Below are 22,420 nucleotides of genomic sequence, written 5' to 3'. Positions count from 1 at the left end.
GACGCACGGACAACACCCGGGGACCTCAGCGTCGTAGCCGCAAGGTTCGTTCAGAACACGAGTTCAACACGACCGTGTGCGGCCAGAACTGCTCGATCAGGGGTTGGGCTGGGGACAGATGTCGAGCGGCAGGAGCGAGCCGCCCTGTTCCTCGTCATCCGTGCCCACGATGCCCACGCTGGAGTTGCTGGAGCAGGCCACCGCTTCGATCTTGCGGTTGTCCACTTCCTTGTTGAAGGTCACGAGGGGCACGAGTTGTCCCTTGGACTTCAGGCTCACGCCGATGCGGCCAGCGGAATCGACGGTCACCCTGCCCGCGCGATAGACAGCCGAGGCGAACGGTCCGGAGTTGATGTTCGGGTCCGAGGCCGCAGTCAGCAACACCGTTCCATCGTCGTGGATCTTAATGTCGCTGGCATGCCGTACCTCTTGTCCGTCCACCGGCAAGGGGTCGGGCACACTGAAGGCGACCGGTCCGGACGCCGCACCGAATACTCCGCTGTTGGGGTCGTAGACCGCGGCGCGCACCTGAGCGGGTTGGGCGTCACTCGACCCTCGGGTCGACCACACCGCGACGGTTCGGCCGTGCTGGTATGTCAGGGCAAAGCTCTCGTAGTTGTCTCCCGGTGCGCGGCCGGGAACGGGCGAGCTGCCCCACACCATGGCCGCATGGGGGTCGAGAGTGAGGTGGTAGGCGGTGCCGTCGCTGGAGAGGGCCACGAAGTCGCCCGGCTGTCCAGGTACGGCGTCGATTGCTTCGAGATCCCTCGGCTCGTCCATTCCCCGCCAGGGAAGCTCTCTGACCACGGGAGGGCTGGCGGGTCGGTACTGCACGGTGGCAATCCGATTCTCGCCGGGATTCTTGTTGTCCCGCACCATCACGAGGTCGAGGGCCCCTTCGGTGCTCGTACCGTTCTCGATCACTGCGAGTCCGCTGACGCCTCCGGTCATCCCAGTGCCAACGGGTTGCCAGTGCTCGTTGGCAGAGGGGGCTAAGGCGTGAGCGGCAGTGGGGGCTGCGCCTGCGACGCTGAGCAGAGCGACAGCCGCGGCGGCCCATGTTCGACTCATCATGCGGGGGACGCTAGCGCAAGATCGAACACGTTCGATCTCCAGTCCCCCCCATCGCCTCATGCCCGCAGTTCAGGGGCTGTTGCTCAGCGTTCGCAGGTCTCAGTGCGGTTGCCCGGCCGCGCGGAGTCCAGGGTGAGGCACGACGCTTGGCTCTGCCGTTCACCCCTGGATGGTGATGGAATACGGCCCGGTCTCACACGGATACGAGTGGTTCCGCCCGGTAGGCGCGGTGCAGCAGTTCCTTGAAGGGTGACGCATCCGGAAACGGGGTGGCGCCGATTCGGTGCACCGCAACACCCGGTGTCCATGAGTTCATCACGACGGCGCCGGCCAGGGAGGGCAGATCTTCGGCTGTGACCTCCTGGTCGCCTTGGGGTACGCCCAGGTGTTCCAACTGCCTGCGCACGATGCCCATCGTCGTACCACCGAGCATGTCGGCCACGGGCCACACCACGGCCGAGCCGTCCCAGAAGGCCAGATTCCAGATTGATGCCTCGCTCAGCCGTCCTCGGCGGTCGATGAAGGCCACGTCGTCGAAGCCCTGTTCGACGGCCTTCCTCAGGTAGTAGGTCTTGGCCAACTCGCCGACGTGTTTTACGGCGGGGACGACCCGCTCATGGGCGACGGTGCCCAATGCCAACGGCCCTTCGGGCCCGGATGCCGGTGGCGCGGTTCGGACCAACATCTCGGGCTCGACGTCGTCCCCCGCCACGGTGAACTCTCCTGCTGGTGAGTACACCGTGGCCACCACCGAGAGGTCTGCGGGACCGGCTTCGATCGCCGCGCGTAGGTGTGCGCGCACCCGGTCGTCGGGCAGTGCGCGGCCGAACAGTTCCACCGACGCCGATCGCAGTCGATCGAGATGGAGATCGAGGCCGCGGACCCGGCCTCCTCGGACCTGGAAGGCCGTGAAGTGGGCATAGCCCGCGAAGGCGAGCGGCACCAGGTCCTCGGCGCTCGCGGGCCGGCCGTTGTGCAGGGCAACGTATGAGGTCATGTGTTGCCCAACAGGTCGTCGGCCCTGCTCATTCCCCCTCAGACGATCCACTGGGCGGACCCGTTGAGGTGTCTTTCCAGGCGGTGACCGGCCAGGTCGGAGCGTCGGCGGGCACGGTTTCGGGTCGTCTGCCTCGCTTGTCATGGGATGCGAACGGGGAGTGCGCCACGGACGCTGCTGTCTGCGCGGCAGTGGGCGAACAGGCCCGTCTGGCGAGCGCGCCACGCCCGGGAGTGCTGCCCCGGCTCAGCGGGCGCCCCGGCGATGATTCCTCCGCATTCCGGTCGACGTTCCTGACGGGAGTTCCTGTCAGGAGCCCGGGTACGGCTGTAGGGTCGCCCCCTGAGGGAGCACCGACGCCAGTTCAGGAGATCCGGCTGATGAGTTGTGCACGCCGCCGCACCACCGTGGTGCAGGGCCTTGAGGACCGGCGGTCCTGCGCTGATCGTGGAAGCGGTCGCGCATGAGCACTCAACGCGTTCGATGTGACACCTGCGGCCATCTCACCGGCCTGGCCGGGCCGGAGGGCGGCTATGTGTGCGGCCGTTGTTGGTACGTCGTCGAACCGGCCGGATACGGGCGCCTGCGCGAGGCGGGGTTGAAAGTGGTCGCGGCCGACCGCCAGGCGCGGGCGCAGGCCCGCCGTGAGCACACCCACAGCAGGTCCTGACCTCCCGCGCAGGCGGGCTTCCCACGTGACGATCGGTCGCGGGTCGAAGCCAGTCGATACGCCGACCGGTCGATGCCGGTCAGGACAGGGCACTCTTCGTCTGCCATTCCTGCCAGGACAGGTTCCACTCGCCGAAGCCATTGCCCGGTGCGGGGTCGCCCTTGTGCCCGGGGCCCGATATCTCGAAGGGGTCGCCGGCTCGTACCTGCGAGTACAGCCAGGAGGCGTTCGAGGTGCTCATCCCTATGCAGCCGGAGCTGCGGTTCGCGTTGCCGAAGTGGGCGGAGTTCCAGGGTGCCGCATGGGCGTACATCCCCGACCAGGTCAACCGCATCGAGTAGTCGACCATCTTGTTGTACGCGTCCCCGAGGCCGACGGTCTCCGAATTCATGTTGATGGTGCCTTCCTTGGCCATCAGTACGGATGTACCGCCCCAGGAGCGCTTCTTGCCTCCGGGGGTCCCCGCCGACACCGGGATCGAGCGGACGACCTTGCCGTCGCGCAGCAGCGTCAGCTTCTTCGTCCCGAGGTCGACCTTCACCACCTGGGCGGTTCCGATGGTGAACTCCATGTCGTAGTCCCGGACGAACCAACCGCCCGTCGCGCCCGAGTCGATGCCGTTGAGCTCTGCTTGGAGCCGCACCTTGGTCCCCGTCGGCCAGTACTCCTTGGGGCGCCAGTCGATGCGGGTCCTGCCGTCGTAGTGTTCCATCCAGCCCCAGGAACCGACGGTCTTGTTCGAGGTGGTCACCTTCAAGGCACGCTCCACCGCGGCGCGGTTCTTCACCGGGTTGTCGAAGACGATGGAGACGGGCTGGGCTATGCCGACGGTGGTGCCCTTGCCGGGGCTGAGCTCCAGCTTGTTGACCTTCTCGGCAGCGGCGGTGGCGAAGGTCGCCTGTGCCGAGCCGCCGTCCGCGGTGGTCGCCCGCACCGTGTATGCGGTGCCCGGTGCGGCGGCGCGTCGGGAGGTCCAGGTGCGGCCGTCGTTCGACACCGCGCCGCCCAGAACGGCCCCCTTCCCCGTGGTGACCTTCACGTCCTTCAATTCACCGCGGGCCAGCTTGACCAAGACGGGCTTCCCCGGAGCAGCTCCCTGGCCCTGGAGGTTGACCGAGATCTCCGGCCGCGCGGGTGCCTCCCCCACGCTCTTGCCGCCGCGGGAATCGTCCGGTGACCCATTGCCCGAACAGGCGCCGACCAGCAGTACCGCGAGTCCGGCAGAGGCGATGGCAGGCAGCCGGCGATCGCGGCCCGCAGTGGTGCGGCCCGGCTCCGACGTGCTGCGGGACGGGGCGAAGCGCTGCTGCTTGCTGAACATGGTTCGTGCCTCCAGGCGATGGGGAATCGCTCGGAGAGAGGGAGTGTGAGCCCAAAAGGTTGCCCGACCACCGGTTTGCTACATTCTCGTCACAAACAGCCGGAACACGGGATGATGGCGACCGGTCTCCTCGTCGTGGCTGTGCCGCCCAGTGGACTCGGCGAAGCCCCCGCGGCGGAAGCGCGATCGGGCCTGGTTCTACGGGCGACACGCCGGCCCCGGCCTGACGCGGAACCGACTGCTCTACACCGCTCCCTTCCGGGCCTGCGCACCCGCTCAAGCCGGCACGGACTGTTCGTCCACAGGCTTCGGTGTCCCCCTGCCGGCGGACCGTGGTTTGGTCTCCGGCAGCGCCGCGAAACATGCCGTGCTGAGCACCGCGACGCCGGTCAACCAGATCGCCACGCCCCAGGGCGGTCCCGATCCATCCGACAGCGCGGTTGCCACGATGGGGGTCAGTGCGCCACCGAGGACTCCGGCCAGGTTGTAGCCGACCGCGGCGCCCGTGCAGCGCACCCGTGGCTCGTACAACTCCGGTAGATACGCGGCGACCACCGCGAACATGGTGACGAAGGCGAGCAGCGCCACCATCAGACCGACGAACATCAGGGCTGGCTGCCCGGTGCTCAGCAATCCAACGAAGGGGAACATCCACACACCCGCGAGGGCGCTTCCCGCAAGGCACAGCGGGCGACGGCCGAACCGGTCACCGAGGAGCGCCACAACGGGTGTCAGCGCGCCCTTCACCGCAACGGCGACCATGACGAGCAGCAGCATCACGGTACGGCTGACGCCCAGTTGTTCCGTACCGTAGGACAGCGCCCAGGTGCTGACCGCGTAGAAGACCGCGTATCCGATCGACAGCGCCCCCGCGGTCAGCAGCAGGAGTCGCCGGTGGTGCCGTAGGACTTCCGCGACGGGTGCATTGGCCCGACCGCCGCTTCGGGCCAACTCATGGAACTGGGGTGTCTCGGTCAGTGAGGTCCGCAGCAGCAAACCACCGACGGCCAGCACACCGGCGGCCCAGAACGGAACCCGCCAACCCCAGTCGAGGAACTGACGTTCGGTGAGCACGGCGGACAGGGTGAGCATCATGCCGTTGGCCAGGAGGAACCCCAGGGGTGGTCCCATCTGCGGAAAGCTGCCCCAGAGCGCCCGTCGCCCGGGGGGTGCGTGTTCGGCGACCAGGAGCACCGCTCCGCCCCACTCTCCCCCGAGTCCGAGCCCCTGAAGGAAGCGGAGTGCGAGCAGCAGGATCGGAGCGGCCAGCCCGATGGATGCGTACGACGGTACGCAGCCCACTGCAACGGTCGCGCACCCGGTGGTGAGCAGGGAGGCGAGCAGCACCGGGCGACGTCCGTATCGATCGCCGATGTGGCCGAAGACCACGGAGCCGACCGGGCGTGCGATGAATCCGATGGCGAAGGTGCCGAAGGCGGCAAGGGTTCCGGCCAGTGGCGAGAAGGACGGAAAGAACAACGGCCCCAGTACGAGGGCGGCGGCGGTGCCGTAGGCGAAGAAGTCGTAGAACTCGATGGCGGTGCCGGCGAGCGAGGCGAACGCGAGCCGCAGCATGGAGGGGGACCGCCGCTGACCGGGTACGGGCAGCGGGGTGTGACGTGGACGCATGCAGGGCCAACGTCGGTTCGCCGTCCCCGGTTACGTTTCGTGCGGTGGTGGAGCTACGGCAGAGCGGCCTTGAACTGTTGACGCCCGTCTTCCCTGCGGGGGGAGGTGGTCCGGTCGGCCGTCTCCGGGCAGGGGGATTCGACATCGCGACACGTCGAATCCGGATGTTCCGGGTGGTCCAACTGCCTTGCCTTGTATGGGGTTTATACCTTCGCGTCCGAGGTCGCCGTGAGCCATTCCGCTCATGGAGGCGGGGCCGATAGGTTCGCCGCATCCATTGACTGAAGGAGTCCCCTTGCGCATGTCGAATCGAGGCGTCCGTCTGTCCGCCCTGGGCGCCGCCGCCCTCGTCGTGGCGGTCGCTTCGACCCCCGCCTCGGCCACTTCGGTCCCGTCCGGATCGGACCGCTCGGCGCGAAAGCAGAGTTGGACGGGAGCCTGGGGTTCCAGCCTCTACCGCCCGGCGGCGCCCCTGCCGTGGTCGTGGCCCAACTGGTCGTGGGACGGCTTCAACGACCAGAGCGTCCGCCAGGTGATGCGGGTGAGCACCGCAGGCTCGGAGGTCAGGGTCCGGGTGTCCAACCGGTTCGGACAACAGGCGCTCCGCCTGACCCGGGCGACCGTGGCGAGAACCGCCGAAGGGGCGGCAGTGGTCCCGGGGACCGCTCGGTCACTGCGGTTCGCTCATCACACCGACACCGTCGTGCCCGTGGGGGCGGAGCGGTACTCAGACCCGGTACGACTGTCGGTGCGGCCCGGGGAGAGCCTGACCATCACCCTCTACTTTTCGGGTGGCACCGGGCCCGTCAGCTTCCACGAGGACGGACTCACCACGTCCTATCGTGCGACGGGCGACCTCACGCACGACACGACGGGCACGACGTTCGCCGACGACACGGGTCAGTCGCGCTATCTCGTCTCTTCGGTCGATGTGCGGGGAGTGCGAAACGAGGGAGGTGTCGTCGCGTTCGGGGATTCCATCACCGACGGTTGGGGCTCCACGCCCGACACCGACCGCCGCTATCCCGACCGGCTCAGCGAACGGCTGCTGGCGGACGGGCGGCGCCTCGGTGTCGTCAACGCCGGCATCAGTGGGAACATGCTCCTCACCGACTCGCTCTGCTACGGCGACAAGGGGACCACTCGATTTCGTCATGACGTGCTGGGGCAGGCGGGGGTCCATACCGCGGTGGTCCTGATCGGCATCAATGACATCGGTGGCGGTGGACTCCCCGATTGGGGTTGTGGAGTGCGCCCGGTCGTCACTGCGAACGAGGTCATCGAGGGTCATCGAGCGCTGATCCGGGCGGCCAGACAGCGGGGGGTCACGGTCATCGGCGCCACTCTCACGCCCTTCAAGACGTACGCCGGTTACTACACCCCGCAGAAGGAGGAGGTCCGCGACGCCGTGAATCGGTGGATCAGGACCAGCGGGGCGTACGACGAGGTGGTGGACTTCGACCGGGTACTGGCCGATCCCCGCCCCGGCCACGGTGATGAACTGGCTCCGGTGTACGACTCCGGGGACGGACTGCACCCCAACGACGCGGGTATGGACGCGATGGCCGAAGCCGTCAGCGACCAGGTGCCCGAAGGGCGTGCTCGACGGTCCTGATGCCGTCCGGCCCAAAAGCCGGGCGAGGTCCACTGCCTCGCCCGGCTCGGCGGGAGCGAGTCCAGGGCAGAACTCGACCCGCGGCGGAACCGGTCGCAGTCCTCGGAACGAGATCTGCGACCGGTCCTTCGTCAGTCGCCCTGCCTGACGGGCCGGTGGACCGCAGTCTCCGTCAGGCTCGCAGGACCAGGGTCAACCGAGCGGGTCAGCGGATCGGCAGTGCCCTCGGGACGGCCGCGCCCTTGCGCAGCTGTTGTGCCGGGGTCGCCTGGCAGCTGACGTCCTTCGCGGGCAGTTTGCCCGTCGTCAGATAGGTGTTCGCGATGTCCTCGGCGCAGGTGCTGACGCCCGTTCCATAAACGCCGTGGCCCTCGCCCTCGTCGACGGTGACCATGCGGGCCCCGTCCAGCGTTCGACGCAACCCCTGCCCGTTGCTCAGCGGAGTCTGGGAGTCCCACTCGTTCTGGAGGATCAGTGCTGGTACGTCGTTGTCGACGACGGTGGTGGGCTCGGCCGTCTTCCCCCAGAACGCGCACGGCGCGATGTTGGAGTTGTAGTCGCCGTAGAGGGGGTAGCGGACCGTCTCACGGGCCGCGTCCTTGCGGTAGGTCTCGGGGTTCTTCTGCCACGCCACGTCACCGCAGGCGACGGTCCAGAACATGGCGGTGCCGTTGTCGTCCCATCCCCACAGGGGCGGCAGTTCCGGCGTGGGTTCACCGGCCGCGGCCTTCTTGAGGTTCACGACGGCCTCGGCACCTGCGCGCACCTTGAAGAAGGCGGTACGCGTGTTGGCACGGATCTGGGTGCCCGTGAGGAGGGTGCTCCCGACCCGGATGGGTTCGCGGTCGGCCTGGGCGACGATGCGCCAGAAGCTCTGGGAGACCTCTGCCGAGGTGTCGCCGAGCCCGTAGGTGGCTGAGCGCGCGGCGGTCCACGACGCCCACCGCTTGAATGCCTGCTCGGCCGCGGGTGCCCAGGTCCGGAAGCTGTCGCGCCACACATCGGCGGGGTCGACCGCGCTGTCGAGGATGAACCGGTCGACACCCCGGGGGAACATCTGGGCGTAGACGGCTCCGAGGTAGGTGCCGTAGGAGTACCCGAGGAGGCTGATCTTGCGCTCCCCCAGCGCGCCCCGGATCACATCCAGATCGCGGGCGGTGTTGCGGGTGTTGAACTGCTGGAGGAACTCCTCGCCGTACTTGTTGCGGCACTTGTCGGCGATGCTGCGGGTCACAGCGACGTGCTGGTCGAATGCCTGCGGTGTGTAGGCGCGCTCCCCGTCCAGCTCCGCGGGGGTGAGCCCACAGGTGAGGGGACTGCTGCTGCCGACGCCACGGGGGTCGAACCCAATGAGGTCGTACCGCTCCTGCACGGAGGCGGGGAATGCCCCCTGGAGGTAGGCGGGCATGTCCAGACCCCAGGTGCCGGGGCCGCCGGGGTTGATGAGGAGCACCCCGCGGCGCTTGGCCGGGTTGGTCGCCGCGATCCTGGATATCGCTATGTCGAGCTTCTTGCCGGTCGGTCGCCGGTAGTCCAGCGGCACCTTGACCGTGGAGCACTCCAGCGAGGCCGGCAGGGCGGGACCGCATCCCTGCCAGCTGAGCTTCTGCGGTGCGTGGGCGGGTGGGGGGACCGCGCTGGGAGCGGGCGCGGCCGAAGCCGGGGCCGTGACGAGCGCTGGAGCCAGCGTCGCCATCAAACTCACCGCAAGCGCGGGGGCCATACGTCTTACCTGCACGACGTCGATCCTTCCGTTCGGCGTGTCAAACAGGTCGGCCCTGGTGGGGCGGGGCCGTTGTGGCACATCATTCACCCTTGGACGAAATTTTCGAACTCCGGTCCGATAAAAGGTAGTTCGGACCTGAAGACGAACGGGACGGATTCAGGACAGATGCCGAATGCCATGGTTTCGAGGCGGATCGGGACACCGGCTCTGGCCCAGGCCGATGCCTCCGCCGCTCCCGAGCCGGGGCCGGGCCCTGGGGTAGCGGACCCGTCACCGCGAACACCGATCGGCTCCCTCCCGCAACGGTTGGCGCTCCTCGGAGACGCCGCAGCCGACGCCAGCCCCCCGCTCGCCCGCTGCACCTCGATGGTGCGCGACCCACGGGCCCGCGCGGGTTCCGTGCCAACCCCTCGCCACTCCCCGCGCAACCGCTGAGGATGATGAGGCGTCCGTATGTGCGAACGAACATGATGCAGGGGGCGGATGATGGTCAGGCTCGATGCACGGTGCGCAGCAGCAGCCGCGTTGGTGGCTGCGCTGCTGGTGGCAGGGTGTGGCGGCAGCGGGAAGGACGACGGCCAGCCGGATTCGGGCACGCATGAGCGGGCGAAGACACTGACACAGGCCGAGATCAAGGCCGTCCTGCCGCAGGCATCCGACCTTCCGGGTGCCAAGAGGAACAGTTCGACGGTCCTGGACTTGAGCGCGGGCTCCGACAAGCGCCCGTGCGCGGGCGGTCAGCTGGGGAAGTGCGTGGCGGCGAAGGGAGTGGGAACCACCGTCCTGACGAAGGAGGGTGAAGGTGACTTCAGTTTCACCGTCTTCGCCCATCGGGACACCGAGGCTGCGAGGAACGCCTACCCCTTCCTGTGGAAGGACGCCGCCACGGCTTGGATCATTCCTGCGGAGACGGCCAAGATCGGGAAACTGGGGGATCAGAGCGGCGCCCGGCGCGGCGAGCACAACGACGGCCTCGGCTCGTACATCCAGATCCAGGTTGGCCCCACGCTGCTCGCGATCAAGACGAGCAGCGGCGTTGCGCACAAGCCTCACACCGACAAGCAGCTCAAAGAACTCGCGGAGATGTTCACCCAACGGGCTCGCCAGGCCCATGACGGAGATCTCCCCACCGCGTCCCTCCGGAGCTGAGTCGCGCCCCTCTCGTTGCCGAGAGCCGTTACACCGGGGCCATGGACCAGGTCCAACGGATGGTACGAGACGGCGCCAGCCCAGCAGTTCGGCGACCCGTGGTCCGCACGCTGTCGGGACGACGCCGCCCGTTCCCATGGTTCGGCCGCCATGGTCCGCGCGGCTGCGCACGCCGCCGAGACGAGTGCCGTGCCCACGCCGATGCGTCACACACCGACGCGGACGAGCGCTCGACGCTCGGCCCGCCAGTCTCCGCCAACGCGCTCGCCGGAGTCAGGGACCAACGGTGCCGCTGGCCGAACGGCGGAGAGTCATGTGGTGCGCGCAGGCGTACGCCCCGCAGGGCGTGCCGCCGGGCCACCGGTTCGTCATGCCCATGCGGAGGCGTACCGGCCGTGTTCACTACGGGATCACACCGACCGGCTCATGGCCGACGGGCTGTGTGCGTTCAGGGGCTCCGCGGGGCTCGTGACACACCACCGCACGCCGCCGTGTGCGCCCTGACGCATCGGGGCTGCGTCACATCATCGTAGGAGGGCCATGCGAAGCCCCCACAGGTCGTGCGAAGGAGACTGATGAGCCACCGCAGTGAGATGTTCGCTCTACAGAGCGTCGAGGGATTCCTCGACTGGGAAGAGCTCTCCCGTCTGAACAAGATCATGGACGGGGAGGCAGCCGCATGGGAACCGGAGATCCACGCCGCGGTGCTCCCCGCTCCCGCACTCGCGGTGGACATCCTCAGTCAGGCGATGACACGGGCTCTGCCGGCCATCCAGCGGGCGATGCCGTCGATCGCGGATGCAGCTTCGTGGGCGTACACACATCTGTCGTCCGGGCAGGAGATACCCGCGAACCTCGACGGCATCATCGACGATGCCGTGGCACCCACCCGGGTCGGGCGAATCGGGGTGGTCATCTCCGAAGCGGACGAAGGTGGCCGGTTCTCCGTGGAGCCCTTGTCCGGAGGGGTCCTGCCTGCCGGGGTTCGTCCGGACGATTCAGAGCGTGCGTCCGGGACCCTACGGTCGGCGGCGGGGCCCCTCCCGTACGGCAACGGCCCCGCCGCGGCCCCATCGCGGGTTCGCACCCGATGGACCTGCTACGCGGGACCGGGGGTGGCCATCGCCTACGGGGCCCGACTGGTTCCCGGCGTCTCTCCGGTCAGACGCGGCGTGTTACGCAGCTTCGTCGGCGACCTCGTCGACACTCCGCTGCCCTCGTCGTAACCGCTCGCAACGGTCGTGTCCTGGTCAGCAATCGCCCTGGTTTCGCGATTCCCGGTTCTGGGTTCGCGGCTGCCGGTTTCAGACGGGTTTCGGTGTGGGTGAAGGTCCTGCTTGGACGACACCCGGGCGGCGAGTCGGCCGCTCCGGGTGCCGGGGAAGGATGTGAACGTCCTCAGCCGACGCTGTTCTTGAGCGCGGTCACGTAGTTGAGGATCGCATGGTCCCGGACACCGTCACTGGCCGGCGCCAGGGGGTCGGCGGTCAACCCCCTGGCTCGGTCGGCGATTCCCGTGAGCAGGGAGGTCGAGGTGTGGATGGCTCCCCGGGAGTCGATGTAGCGCATGCCCGCCGTATGGGTGTAGGCGGGCTCGGGCGGCAAGTGGGGGACGATGTCGTTGTTGTTGACGAAGCGATGGAGGCGCTGCGCGAGGCCCCGGTTGCAGGCTGCGGCCAGGAGGCGGTCACAGGTCCGTGGTTGACCGAAGGTGTAGATGCCGTCCGCGGTCAGCTTCGGTCGCTCCAGGTGCAGACGCGCACCGGCCAGCATCGCAAGCGCGCCACCTAGGCTGTGGCCCGTGAACCACACCGTCTGCCGCCCGGTGCGGAACTCTTCGATGGCGCTGCGCACGGCCGGGTACACCGAATCGAGTGCTTCGCCGAAGCCGTAGTGGATGTACCCGGTGCTCGCAGGCCCCGGCCAGGGCGGGGTGGTCGCGTCGGAGAGCCAGTCGCGGATCTGTAGGGGCTCCGTACCCCGGAAGGCCGTGATGATCATACGGTCGCTGGCGATGGTGAACGCCTGGGTGTCGGGGAGGGGGAACGGCGGGGTGAACCGTGAGCGATGGTGACGCACCTGCTCGAAGCCCCACTGTTCGGCTTGTTCCGCGACGGCGGTTTCGTCTTCGTAGGCCAGGGCTGCTGCCTGCACCAGGCCGTAGGCGTGGGTTGGGCTGTAGCCGGTGGCATGGTGGTCGATCCCGGAAGTCACGGGCACGAGCGCTCTCCCTGTACGAGTTGTGCGGGTGGACCCGATGGTCCGGGCCTCACTCGCTGTTGATCCTGGATCTGGTTGGCTGCGACAAAGAAGCAGGGTCGGTTTTCACACTCCCGCCGCAGCTCTCGTCGGAACCCGGCCGGTGCTTCGGAGCCTTCGCCGCAGCCATGAGGCACCGAGCCGGGTGACACGGTCCATTGCAGCCTGCGGGATCCGAACCGGGTTGCATTCACGTTCCTGCTGGCGCGCCGCGCGTGCCACCGCTCGTCGCCGATGCCGTCCGACGCGATGCTCGTCCCGAAGATCTCGTTTCACATTGAAACAGCCTGATGAATCCGACCGCTCCCGGGCATTGTGTACGGATATCCGCTCGCCGGCGCCTTCCGCTTCGGCCTTTCACCACGCTGGGCCGTGACCCAGCCCCGGTTGCCTCCACCCGATCGAGCAGATGTCACGGAAGCCGGGAAGACCCTCGGTCCCGCTGCCAGGAATCGGGTCGACGTTCCCGGCACCAGCAGCCCCAAGACTCCGACAGGCATGGCGACTCACCTTGCGCCGCTGCGGATTTCCTGGTGCGGCGAACCATGGGGCGGCGGTTGGTACCACGGCTCCGGAACATGGGCAGAGTCGTTCGTCGGACTCGCTCCAGCTGTTCTTCCGCTGCGATCCCAGGGCAGTGCCCGGCACCGCAAATGGTTCACGCCAAGCGTGATCGGGAGGTTCCGGTTGACAGTACATCAGCTTACGGAAGTGAGTTGCAGCACGTTCACTCGAAGGGGAGATGGTTGCGTATCTCTCACCGGAGGGCGGTGAATTTCCCACCCCCTCGCTTCTGTGTTCGTCATCCAGAAGGCATCTCGACGCCCCCCAGGACAACAAGTCACATGATTTCCCGAGCATGGACGGGAAGGTGCAGAAGCCCAGGTGAAACAGCTCAACTCACCGTCCCTACCCTCAAGGTCTCCGACCCACTCCGGAAAACCGCAGCTCAACGATGCTTTTCGAGAGGCTGGGGCATCTTGCCACTGTCGGGAAGTATCTGTGAGAGGCTGACTTCGCATCGTCCCCACCATGGGGATCGATTCCGTGTCGCTACGATCCACTCGCCCCCTTCACTTCCTTGCACGGCTCGTGTGCCGACAGGGGCTCGCTTCGGCAGTCACCGCGGCCCCGCACGGCACGACTGAGCACACCGGCCGTTTGCCGGTCACAACACCTCAGCTCTACTCTTCATCACACCTCGCTTCACACGCGCTACAAGACCCCCACGGGAAGGCACCATGACATCGTCGAACAGTGCAACTGGCAGCATCGAGACAACCACCGCGTTGCTCCAGGACGAACTGCCGCAGCTGGAAGAGCAGCAGCAGGCCCTGGAGAAGGAACTCGCCGCGGTCACTGAGCGGCTGGAATCGGTCCGCGGTGCGCTCGCCGCGCTCCAGAGCCTCTCCACCGCGGCCATCCCCGCCCCGCGAGCGGAGGTTGTGGCCGCGCCCGCGCCCACCGCCGTGGAGCCCACCGCCGCGCCCGAGGTCTCCACCCCCGCGGAGCCGGAAGCGGCCCCGGCCGTGGAGAGCCCCGCGCCCGCGAAGGCGGCACCCCGCAAGTCCCGCAAGGCACCTGCCAGCACGAAGAAGGCCGAGACCAAGGTCGCGCCCGCGCCCAAGCGTCGTACGGTGAAGAAGGTCGTCGAGGCAAAGCCGGCGAAGGCGAAGAAGGCGACCGCAGTAGCGGCAGCCGAGCCGGCGGCGGCCCTTCAGGACTCAAGCGGCCTGACGGACCAGGTCATTGCGGTCCTGGTGCAGCACGCGGACAAGCCCCTGCGCGCCAGGGACGTGGCCCAGGCGCTGGGGCGCGACGAGTCCGCCGGCGCGATCAACACGGTCCGCAGCACTCTCGACCGGTTGGTGGCCACATCCCGTGCACACCGCGCGGGCCGCGGTCTCTACCAGGCTTCCGACAACTGACCCCCGGTCCCGTGGCGCTGGCTGCTTCTCTATCCCGCCATGGACCGATGGTTCGACAGAACTGCGCTGGCCGACATCAGACGGCCGGCGCAGTTCTGTCGCTTGGGGCCTCGGCCAGTAGGGCGGCCGGCCTCATGCGTCCGGTGTGACCACGCCCTTGATGACTTCCACCTTCTTGTCACCCGCGGACTTCGCCTGTGCCGATGAGCCGAACCCCACGACGGCGACGGCCGCCACGAGGACGGCTGACAGTACGGTAGTCACTCGCCTGCTCATCGTTCCCCCTTCTCGATGGACTGCTCGCTTTACCTTGCAGGCAGACTCCCATCACGCTGACCTCGCCACAAGCCCTGCACCCCAGGCGCGGACCCCTCGGCGGGATGCAACGGCTGCGACACTCCAGGGGCCTGGAACAAGGGGAGTCGCCAAGAGTTCCGAGGAGGCGCCGGCTGAGGGCGACGCAACTGCTTCCAACTGGGGATCTTCACACCACACAGCCGATGAGCAGCTGGAGCGCAAGGGGTTTTCACACTATCCGGAAACCCTTCATGCACTCCCCTGGCCTCCCATGACCGTCCCATGCTCTTCGGGGCTCACACCGCGGAGGTCGGTCCCCGGAGTTCGCACCCGGGAGGGCACGGTCTCCACCATTGCTTCGGCATCGCGCGGTTCAGCCTGACCGGGGCGCGACATACCCTTCGTCCGCTCCCGCAGTGAGGCCATGTTCCCCTCCCTGCGATCGTCACCACGGGCAACCGGCGGACAACCGCCGGACAACTCGGCCCGAAAGAACGTGACACGCCGCGAAATGAGGCTCCGGGAGGTACACCGGTCTCCGCTGCCCTCGTCTCCCGTGTCGCCTTGTGTCGTCTCCGCCGATCACCTTCGGTTCAGGTGAGCCGCGTCATCCGCAGCGTGCACCGCGACTGCCGCGAATGGCTGAGTTCGGCTACGGAGTCCGGCTGCCGACGAGGCCCTCAAGCAAGCGTGGATACGTCTTCGGGCGGCTCGGTCCGCCCGCACGAGCGGCGAACCATGAGGCCCACTGGGCCTCATCAGTAACTCCCACCCCGGTCGCAACATGGATGCTTTGGCCACTCATGGGAAGTTCGTCCCCCATGAGAGCGGGGCAGTTACGCTCTTTCGGGGGCCTCGCGGCCATCGAACTGGAATCATTCATTCTGGGTCGCGGAGAGCTCTTGTCGACCCCATCCGCAAGCGTCTCCGAGCGATGGATCACCCCTGGCGCCGACGGTGGACACGCCCAACAGGCGCGACTAGTCTCCAACTTGGTCTAGACCGGATTAGGTCTAGACCCCACTGCGTTGAGCTCGTCTGCCCCACCAGACTCGCAGCACCCCCACACCTCCACCAGGAGCGAAGTATGCGCAGAAAGATCACCTCGTCACTGCTCGGCATCGGCATGATCGGTGCCTCCCTCCTCGCCGCATCCGGCAGTGCACACAGCCACGGCGCCCCCGACTCGCCGATCAGCCGCCAGCAGCTCTGCTACGACGGAACCGTGCAGAACTGCGGGCAGATCGAGTGGGAGCCGTGGAGCGTCGAGGGCCCCAAGGGCTTCCCGTCCCGTGGAGCTGCCGACGGCAGCATCTGCTCGGGTGACAACGGCCGCTTCTCCGAGCTCGACGACCCGCGGGGCGGAGCCTGGCCCACCACCTCGTTGAGCAGTGGTCAGAGCCTCACCTTCAAGTGGAACATCAGGGCTCGCCACGCCACGACCAACTTCAGCTACTACATCACCAAGGCCGGCTTCAACCCGAACAAGAAGCTGACCCGGGCGGACCTTGAGCCGCAGCCGTTCCTGACCGTGCCCTTCGGCGGTCGCCAGCCCGGTGCCGTGGTCACCCACACCGGTACCCTGCCGCAGAAGACCGGCAGGCACCTGATCCTCGGTGTGTGGACCATCGCGGACACCGACAACGCCTTCTACTCCTGCTCTGACGTGAAGTTCTAAGGAACCGTCGAGCACCAGGGGTGGACGACCGAGCAGTTGGGCGGGTCCGGGCGCACCACGAGTGCGGCCGGACCCGTGCGTCCGAGCCTCGTGGAACAGGCCCGACCACCGCCGTGTGAAGCACGATCAGCACGAGGGTCGATGCCCTTCCTCCCTATCCCACTGAGCATCCCCCTGAGCGCCATCCCGTTCCCGACCGCCCGGCCCGATCGACGCCCCGTCCCCCCGCCCGACGCGTGGCGGATAGCCGACAGCATCGTCGTAGCGGCGTGGTGACGCTCCTCCCGTACGCGGCAACGCACTCCCCCTGCGGCATGATCGGTACCGCAAGGTGCGAGTGTCAGGGTCCGGACGCCAAGAGCCGGCTGGCAGGGGAAGTGGCCCACCACGAACGTACGTCCATGTGACGGGCACAGTGCTGGACGTGTCAGGCGGACGGTAGGGGAACGACGTCCCTCCAGGAGCCCCGGCCAGCCGTGCCGTACCGCCTAGGCAGGGGTCGAGGAGACGGCGCAGGCGGGGTGGCCCCAGCCCTCCGGGTTCTTGCTGATGCTCTCGCCCTTCGCGTAGGGCTGACCGCAGCGACAGCGGCCGGCGAATCTGGCCTTCACCGAAGCGCCGGAGCCCGTGGGGCGCGACCGGGCCGGTCGGGGTACACCGCCGCCAGGAGTGCCCGCACGGGGCGCGGGCGTGGACTCGGGTGGCGGCAGCGGCGATCCCAGAACGGTGCCGATCGGTTCCTGGGTGCGGGCGCAGTGGCTGGCGGCGCGGTCGGCCGCGGCGTTCAGGGGGTCACCGTCCACCTGGTGTGCCGGTGTGAAGACGAAGTCGACCTTTCGCCCGGTCAGCAGTTCATCAATCGCGACGACCAACTCCTGGTTGGCCACCGGCTTCCCGGACGAGGTACGCCAGTTGTTGCGGCGCCAACCGGGCAACCAGGTGGTGACCGCCTTCATCGCGTACTGCGAGTCCATCCGCACCTGGAGTGCAGCCGTGGGTTCGGTGGCCCGGAGCAGTTCCAGCAGGGCGGTCAACTCCGCCACATTGTTCGTGGTCTTGCCCAGTGGCCCGGCCTGCCAGCGGTGCACTCCGTGCTCGGTGGCGTCGGCGATGACCCAGGCCCAGGCGGCGGGACCCGGGTTGCCCTTCGATGCACCGTCACACGCCGCGATCAACTCAGTCATCCCCTGATACTGCCATCATCCGAGCGGCTTTCCGTACCACGGCCCCGACAGCCGCGCGAGCGCCGAACGTCGGGGAGGCACCTCCCGGCCACCGGATGCAAGGGGGCCGGGCGAGGAGGCCAGCGCAACGGACGGTGGCGGACGGCGTCACTCCTTCGGCTCGGGCAGCTCGGGCGAGTGTCGAACCAGCGGAGTCGTTGACCGACGGCTGTTGTGCCATCGGTCAACGACTCGGAGGAACGGCGTCAGAGACGGACCTTCCAGGTGATCGCGGACTTCATGGTCGCCGCGATCCTGGGGTCACGCACGGCCGGGGTGTGGTCGTCCACGGTGACCGTCAGTCGGTGGGTGCGCAGGTCCAGCAGGCGCAGGCTCACATCGGAGACCCGTACCTGAGTGCGGCCCGCAAGGCGCTTGAGCTCCTTGCCGTCGAGGTACCAGCGGATCTTCAGCTGACGCCCGTCCTTGCCCGTGAGCGCGGGAACCGTGGTCTTGACAGTGTGACGCAAGCGCAGGGTGCCGTCCGTCGGGGTCACGGCGGTGAGTGGCTTCGCATGACGGTAGAAGCCGGCGATCATCGCTTCGACGCCCGGGAGGTTGAACGGCTTGCCGACCGAACGCATCAGGGAGTTGTCGGTGGGCCGATAGAGCCCCTGGACGAAGTAGCCGCCGCCTTCGAAGGCTCCGATCGTTCCGCCGTCAGGGGAGGGCTCACCGAGCCAACGGTGCCACTTGGTGCGTTGTGCGGCGATGTCCTTGGCCGTGAGCGTGGAGATGTTGGAGTCGGCGGGTTCGGGGCCGGTGTACCGCTCGTAGCCCGGGTAGCCGGGGTAGAAGTACTCGTCGGCGAGCTTGCCGAGGGAGTGCCCGGTCTCGTGGATGGCCACCTGGCCGGATTGTTCGTTGCCCGCCGATGCGGTGGAGATGCCTTCGTACCCAAGCGTTGCGCTGGGTACGTTGTAGCCGGCGCCGCCGTACTTCTTGCTGTTGGCGAGGACGATCACCAAGTCGGCTTCGGGTGCCTTGGCAACATAGCGATCGACCTTCTCCTGGTCGATGCAGAGCAGTCGTTCGATGTCACCGCACCAGAAATAGGAGCCGAGCGCCGTGTCGCGGACCGTGCCGCGATCGGGGTCCCCGGTGACGCCGGACTGGTTGGAGACGGCGTCCACCGTCCAGATGTTGAAGAGGTTGCGGTACGTCGTGTACGGCTCGACGGCTGCCGTCTGGTCCCAGATCGCCTTGGCGTCGGTGTGGAACTGCGACAGCTCCGCGGTCGTGTAGCCGTCGCCGACGATGACGATGTCCAGGCGATCCGTCGTGGAACCGTTGTCCACCAGCTTGCTGACCTGAGCGTCCTCGGCCTTCTCCACTGCCGAGAGGCGGGATTGCGGTCGGTTCTGGCCACGTTGGGGAACAAGAGTATGGCCGGAGCCGGCTACCGCGCCGTGCTCCGGACCGGGTATCTCCACCTCGACGGCGGCCGGTGCCGTCGGTGTCGGAGCGGCGGCTGCCCCACCGGGGGCGGCGGCCAGTACGGCGGCGACCGCGGTGACCACTCCGGCCGCGGTCATGGCTCTGCGCAGGGGTGAGCGCATCGGTTCCTCTCCCCGAGAAGAAGTTAAGCAACTTGTTAAACGGAATGAACTTGGTGCTTAAGTTAGGGGGGTGGGTGGGACATGCGCAATGCTCCGCCGGCCCTGAATACTGGGCAGTCACGCTACGAGGGGGTCCTCATGGACGAGCCGGCCGAGATCGGTCGCCGGGTACAGCGACTGCGCAAGGAACTGGGTCTGACACAGCGACAACTGGCCCACCCCTCCTACACTCCGGCGTACGTCTCCACCCTGGAGTCGGGCAAGGTCAGACCGTCGGAGACCGCTCTCAGATTCTTCGCCGAACGTCTCGGGACGTCGTTCGAGGAGCTGGCCACCGGGCGTCCGGCGCGACTGGCGACGGAGCTTCGTCTGGCGCTGACCGATGCACAGCAGCAACTCGCCACGGGCGCAGCCGACGACGCCGCAGTCCTCTACCGTCGGCTGCTCACGGACGCCGAGCACTTGACTCTCGTCCCCGAACAGGCCGAGGCGCTCCTGGGGCTGGGCGACTGCGGCTTGGAGACCGGCGAACTGGAAGCCGCCCGACGCCACTTCGAGGAAGCAGAACGCCTGCTGGGCGATCAGTCGCTCCCCCGCAGATGCAGGGCGATCCGTGGCCGGGCCGTCGCGCATTTACTGGCCGGTGAGCTGAGGTACGCCTGCTACCTGCTCGAATCCACCATCGATGAGCTCAGCGCGAACGGTCTGGCCGACCCCGAGGCACTCGTACTGCTCTACACCGCCGTCATCGGTCCCTACATCGACATGGGCGCCCACGCGCGTGCCGCCCACGCGGCCGAACTCGCCCTGGCGCTGACCCCGCACGTCAACGATCCAGCGCTCGTGGCGGGGATGCACCGCCAGGTCGCACGGACCTTCCTCGCCGAAGGGCGCATCGCCGACGCCGACGCCTCCCTGGCCAAGGCCCAGGCGATCTACCGCCAACTGAGACTGCACACCGATCTGGCGCACTGCCACTGGATGCGCGGCTACGTCCATGCGCAGAACGGCGAACTGCCCTCGGCGGAGCATGAGTTGCGGACGGCGAGGGACATGCTCACCGAGAAGCGCGCCACGCTCTACACCGCACAGGTCGAGGTCGAGTTGGCCGATGTCCTGCGCCGTTTGGGCCGGTACGACGAAGCGGCCGAGTTGGTGGCCACACTCCTGGAGTTGGGCGACCGGCACGGGGCGGTCCATGCGGGGGGTGCACACCGGCTCCTGGGGTTGATCGCCGAAGAACGCGGTGACGCCGAGGAGGCCGAGGAGCACTACGTCGTGGCCCTGGCACTACTGGAGCGCAGCGGGGCCACCGGCGATCTCGCCGATCTCTGCCGACTGCTCGGCGATCTCCTGCGTCGAAGCGGACGCGTCGAAGCGGCCCTGGATGTGTATCGCACCGGGCTCGGTCACCGGGCGGCGCCCGGCACCACCACCCTGGGACCGCCGCCGGCGGCTCCGCCCTACCGGAGCGTGTGACCGCGGCAAGGGCTGGCAGCCCTGGAGCCGGCTTGTGCAGGGCGTGCGGGATTCCTCCTCGTGCCGCCGGTCGACGCTGATGGGACCGCTCGCGAGGTGCGGTGCCACGGACGGTTGCAACGGCGTCGTGGCAGCGGCCACCGGCCTCCGGCCGGCTTGCGGCGCCGACCCAAATGGCTGACCTGGCCGTTCGCCATCGCACAAACGCCGCCCATCAGCCGCAATCGCAACATCTGCGCGTATCGTTTCAACGCACATCCTTTCTCTGGGAGAGCCGCTCCTGTGCCGTCGACCCCGGTCCACCGGACGGACGGGCGGTCCGGTCAACGACGACCGGTCGCGCCACGCAGCCGCGGCTGTCCTCACTGACGTGCCGAGGAGCCCGATCGCAGATGGCGTCATCTCCCCTTTCTTCGCATTCCTCACGTTCTTCACGTTCTTCTGTCGATTTGTCGAGTGAGGCACAGACCCGTGCGCTCGAACCCCTGTATACGCAGGTACTGAACCGCAACCCCGGCGAGGCCGAGTTCCACCAGGCCGTGCGGGAGGTTCTGGACAGTCTGGGACCGGTCTTCACCCAGCGCCCGGAGTTCGCCGATGCAAAGATCATTGAGCGGATCTGTGAGCCGGAGCGACAGTTGATCTTCCGGGTGCCGTGGGTGGACGACTCCGGCGAGGTCCAGGTCAATCGGGGCTTTCGGATCGAGTTCAACAGCGCTCTCGGTCCCTTCAAGGGCGGTCTGCGGTTCCACCCGTCGGTGAACCTCGGAATCGTCAAGTTCCTGGGGTTCGAGCAGATCTTCAAGAATGCTCTGACCGGAATGCCCCTCGGCGGTGGCAAGGGCGGCAGCGACTTCGACCCCAAGAACCGCTCGGACGCGGAGATCATGCGGTTCTGTCAGTCGTTGATGACCGAGCTCCATCGTCACCTCGGCGAGTACACCGATGTGCCGGCGGGTGACATCGGGGTGGGCCAGCGCGAGATCGGCTATCTGTTCGGCCAGTACAAGCGGATCACCAACCGCTACGAGTCGGGCGTCCTCACCGGCAAGGGCACCGGCTGGGGTGGCGCTCAAGCTCGTACCGAGGCCACGGGATACGGCTGCGTCCTCTTCACCCGTCAGATGTTGCAGACGTTCGGCGAGGACTTCGAGGGGCAGCGGGTCGCCGTGTCCGGTTCGGGCAATGTCGCCGTCTACGCCATCGAGAAGGCCCAGCAGTTGGGTGCCACCGTGGTCACCTGCTCGGACTCGGATGGATTCATCGTGGACGAGAAGGGCATCGACCTCGACCTGCTGAAGCAGATCAAGAACGTGGAGCGGGGCCGGGTGGCGGAGTACGCGGAGCGGCGCGGCACCAGCGCCCGATTCATCGCGGGTTCCGGGGTGTGGCAGGTCCCGTGCGACGTTGCCCTGCCCTGCGCGACCCAGAACGAGTTGTACGAGACCGATGCACTCGCGTTGGTCCGCAACGGGGTCAAGGCCGTCGCGGAGGGGGCGAACATGCCCACCACCCCCGAAGGGGTTCGGGTGCTCCAGAAGGCGGGGGTCGCTTTCGGCCCCGGCAAGGCGGCCAACGCCGGTGGAGTTGCGACGAGCGCGTTGGAGATGCAGCAGAACGCGTCCCGCGACTCATGGTCGTTCGAGTACACGGAGGAGCGCCTCGCGGAGATCATGCGGCACATCCATGACGCTTGCCACGAGACGGCCGAGCGGTACGGACAGCCCGGGAACTACGTCACCGGGGCGAACATCGCGGGCTTCGAGCGGGTCGCGGAGGCCATGTTGGCGCAGGGCGTCATCTGACCGCACTCAAG

The 22,420-nt window shown here is 67.7% G+C and carries 17 protein-coding genes; 8 read left to right on the top strand and 9 right to left on the bottom strand.

Annotated elements, in window-relative coordinates; genetic code table 11:
• Positions 1–96: 96 nt before the first annotated feature.
• Both OID54_RS36900 and OID54_RS36895 read right to left on the bottom strand, forming a co-directional pair.
• On the bottom strand, positions 97–1,074 hold the full coding sequence (locus OID54_RS36900; protein ID WP_329026948.1) for a hypothetical protein: 978 nt from the start codon (positions 1,072–1,074) through the stop codon (positions 97–99).
• 193 nt (positions 1,075–1,267) lie between these two features.
• A complete protein-coding gene (locus OID54_RS36895; protein WP_329026946.1) occupies positions 1,268–2,071 on the bottom strand; it encodes an aminotransferase class IV family protein in 804 nt (267 codons plus the stop codon).
• A gap of 463 nt (positions 2,072–2,534) precedes the next feature.
• Between OID54_RS36895 and OID54_RS36890 the strand changes: the two genes are divergently transcribed.
• Positions 2,535–2,741 (top strand): hypothetical protein, encoded by a 207-nt coding sequence (locus OID54_RS36890; RefSeq protein WP_329026945.1) that lies wholly within the window; start codon positions 2,535–2,537, stop codon positions 2,739–2,741.
• A 79-nt stretch (positions 2,742–2,820) separates the two neighbouring features.
• On the opposite strand, the gene OID54_RS36885 is transcribed toward OID54_RS36890, so the two are convergent.
• Positions 2,821–4,062: a L,D-transpeptidase gene (locus tag OID54_RS36885; protein ID WP_329026943.1), complete on the bottom strand. Its 1,242-nt coding sequence runs from the start codon at positions 4,060–4,062 to the stop codon at positions 2,821–2,823.
• A gap of 276 nt (positions 4,063–4,338) precedes the next feature.
• Entirely contained in the window at positions 4,339–5,637 is a 1,299-nt protein-coding gene (locus tag OID54_RS36880) for an MFS transporter (protein ID WP_329028003.1), read from the bottom strand.
• A 355-nt stretch (positions 5,638–5,992) separates the two neighbouring features.
• Between OID54_RS36880 and OID54_RS36875 the strand changes: the two genes are divergently transcribed.
• Entirely contained in the window at positions 5,993–7,306 is a 1,314-nt protein-coding gene (locus OID54_RS36875) for an SGNH/GDSL hydrolase family protein (protein WP_329026941.1), read from the top strand.
• A 205-nt stretch (positions 7,307–7,511) separates the two neighbouring features.
• Here OID54_RS36875 and OID54_RS36870 read toward each other — a convergent pair whose 3' ends face one another.
• Entirely contained in the window at positions 7,512–9,029 is a 1,518-nt protein-coding gene (locus OID54_RS36870; protein ID WP_329026939.1) for an alpha/beta hydrolase, read from the bottom strand.
• Positions 9,030–9,515: 486 nt separating this feature from the next.
• Between OID54_RS36870 and OID54_RS36865 the strand changes: the two genes are divergently transcribed.
• Entirely contained in the window at positions 9,516–10,181 is a 666-nt protein-coding gene (locus OID54_RS36865) for a hypothetical protein (protein WP_329026937.1), read from the top strand.
• 575 nt (positions 10,182–10,756) lie between these two features.
• Complete coding sequence (locus tag OID54_RS36860) at positions 10,757–11,407, top strand: hypothetical protein (protein ID WP_329026935.1); 651 nt, start codon at positions 10,757–10,759, stop codon at positions 11,405–11,407.
• Between the two features lie 172 nt (positions 11,408–11,579).
• Here the strand turns inward: OID54_RS36860 and OID54_RS36855 are convergent, their stop codons facing one another.
• The gene (locus tag OID54_RS36855) at positions 11,580–12,401 is read right to left on the bottom strand and encodes a lipase family protein (RefSeq protein ID WP_329026933.1); all 822 of its coding nucleotides are present in this window, start codon (positions 12,399–12,401) and stop codon (positions 11,580–11,582) included.
• 1,280 nt (positions 12,402–13,681) lie between these two features.
• Here OID54_RS36855 and OID54_RS36850 point away from each other — a divergent pair.
• Positions 13,682–14,368 (top strand): hypothetical protein, encoded by a 687-nt coding sequence (locus OID54_RS36850; protein WP_329026932.1) that lies wholly within the window; start codon positions 13,682–13,684, stop codon positions 14,366–14,368.
• A 132-nt stretch (positions 14,369–14,500) separates the two neighbouring features.
• Here the strand turns inward: OID54_RS36850 and OID54_RS36845 are convergent, their stop codons facing one another.
• Entirely contained in the window at positions 14,501–14,632 is a 132-nt protein-coding gene (locus tag OID54_RS36845; RefSeq protein ID WP_329026930.1) for a hypothetical protein, read from the bottom strand.
• 1,120 nt (positions 14,633–15,752) lie between these two features.
• On the opposite strand from OID54_RS36845, the gene OID54_RS36840 reads away from it, so the two are divergent.
• Complete coding sequence (locus OID54_RS36840; protein WP_329026929.1) at positions 15,753–16,343, top strand: lytic polysaccharide monooxygenase auxiliary activity family 9 protein; 591 nt, start codon at positions 15,753–15,755, stop codon at positions 16,341–16,343.
• A gap of 488 nt (positions 16,344–16,831) precedes the next feature.
• Here the strand turns inward: OID54_RS36840 and OID54_RS36835 are convergent, their stop codons facing one another.
• Positions 16,832–17,527, bottom strand: coding sequence for a ribonuclease H family protein (locus tag OID54_RS36835; protein WP_329026927.1), 696 nt, complete (start codon positions 17,525–17,527; stop codon positions 16,832–16,834).
• 245 nt (positions 17,528–17,772) lie between these two features.
• On the bottom strand, positions 17,773–19,125 hold the full coding sequence (locus OID54_RS36830; RefSeq protein ID WP_329026925.1) for a M64 family metallopeptidase: 1,353 nt from the start codon (positions 19,123–19,125) through the stop codon (positions 17,773–17,775).
• 138 nt (positions 19,126–19,263) lie between these two features.
• On the opposite strand from OID54_RS36830, the gene OID54_RS36825 reads away from it, so the two are divergent.
• Complete coding sequence (locus OID54_RS36825; RefSeq protein WP_329026923.1) at positions 19,264–20,604, top strand: helix-turn-helix domain-containing protein; 1,341 nt, start codon at positions 19,264–19,266, stop codon at positions 20,602–20,604.
• A 392-nt stretch (positions 20,605–20,996) separates the two neighbouring features.
• Positions 20,997–22,409, top strand: a complete 1,413-nt coding sequence (gene gdhA, locus OID54_RS36820) for an NADP-specific glutamate dehydrogenase (RefSeq protein ID WP_443055740.1) — start codon at positions 20,997–20,999, stop codon at positions 22,407–22,409.
• Positions 22,410–22,420 lie beyond the last annotated feature (11 nt).

The sequence above is a fragment of the Streptomyces sp. NBC_00690 genome, assembly GCF_036226685.1.
Taxonomy (GTDB): domain Bacteria; phylum Actinomycetota; class Actinomycetes; order Streptomycetales; family Streptomycetaceae; genus Streptomyces.
This window is presented reverse-complemented; position numbering and strand designations above follow the sequence as displayed.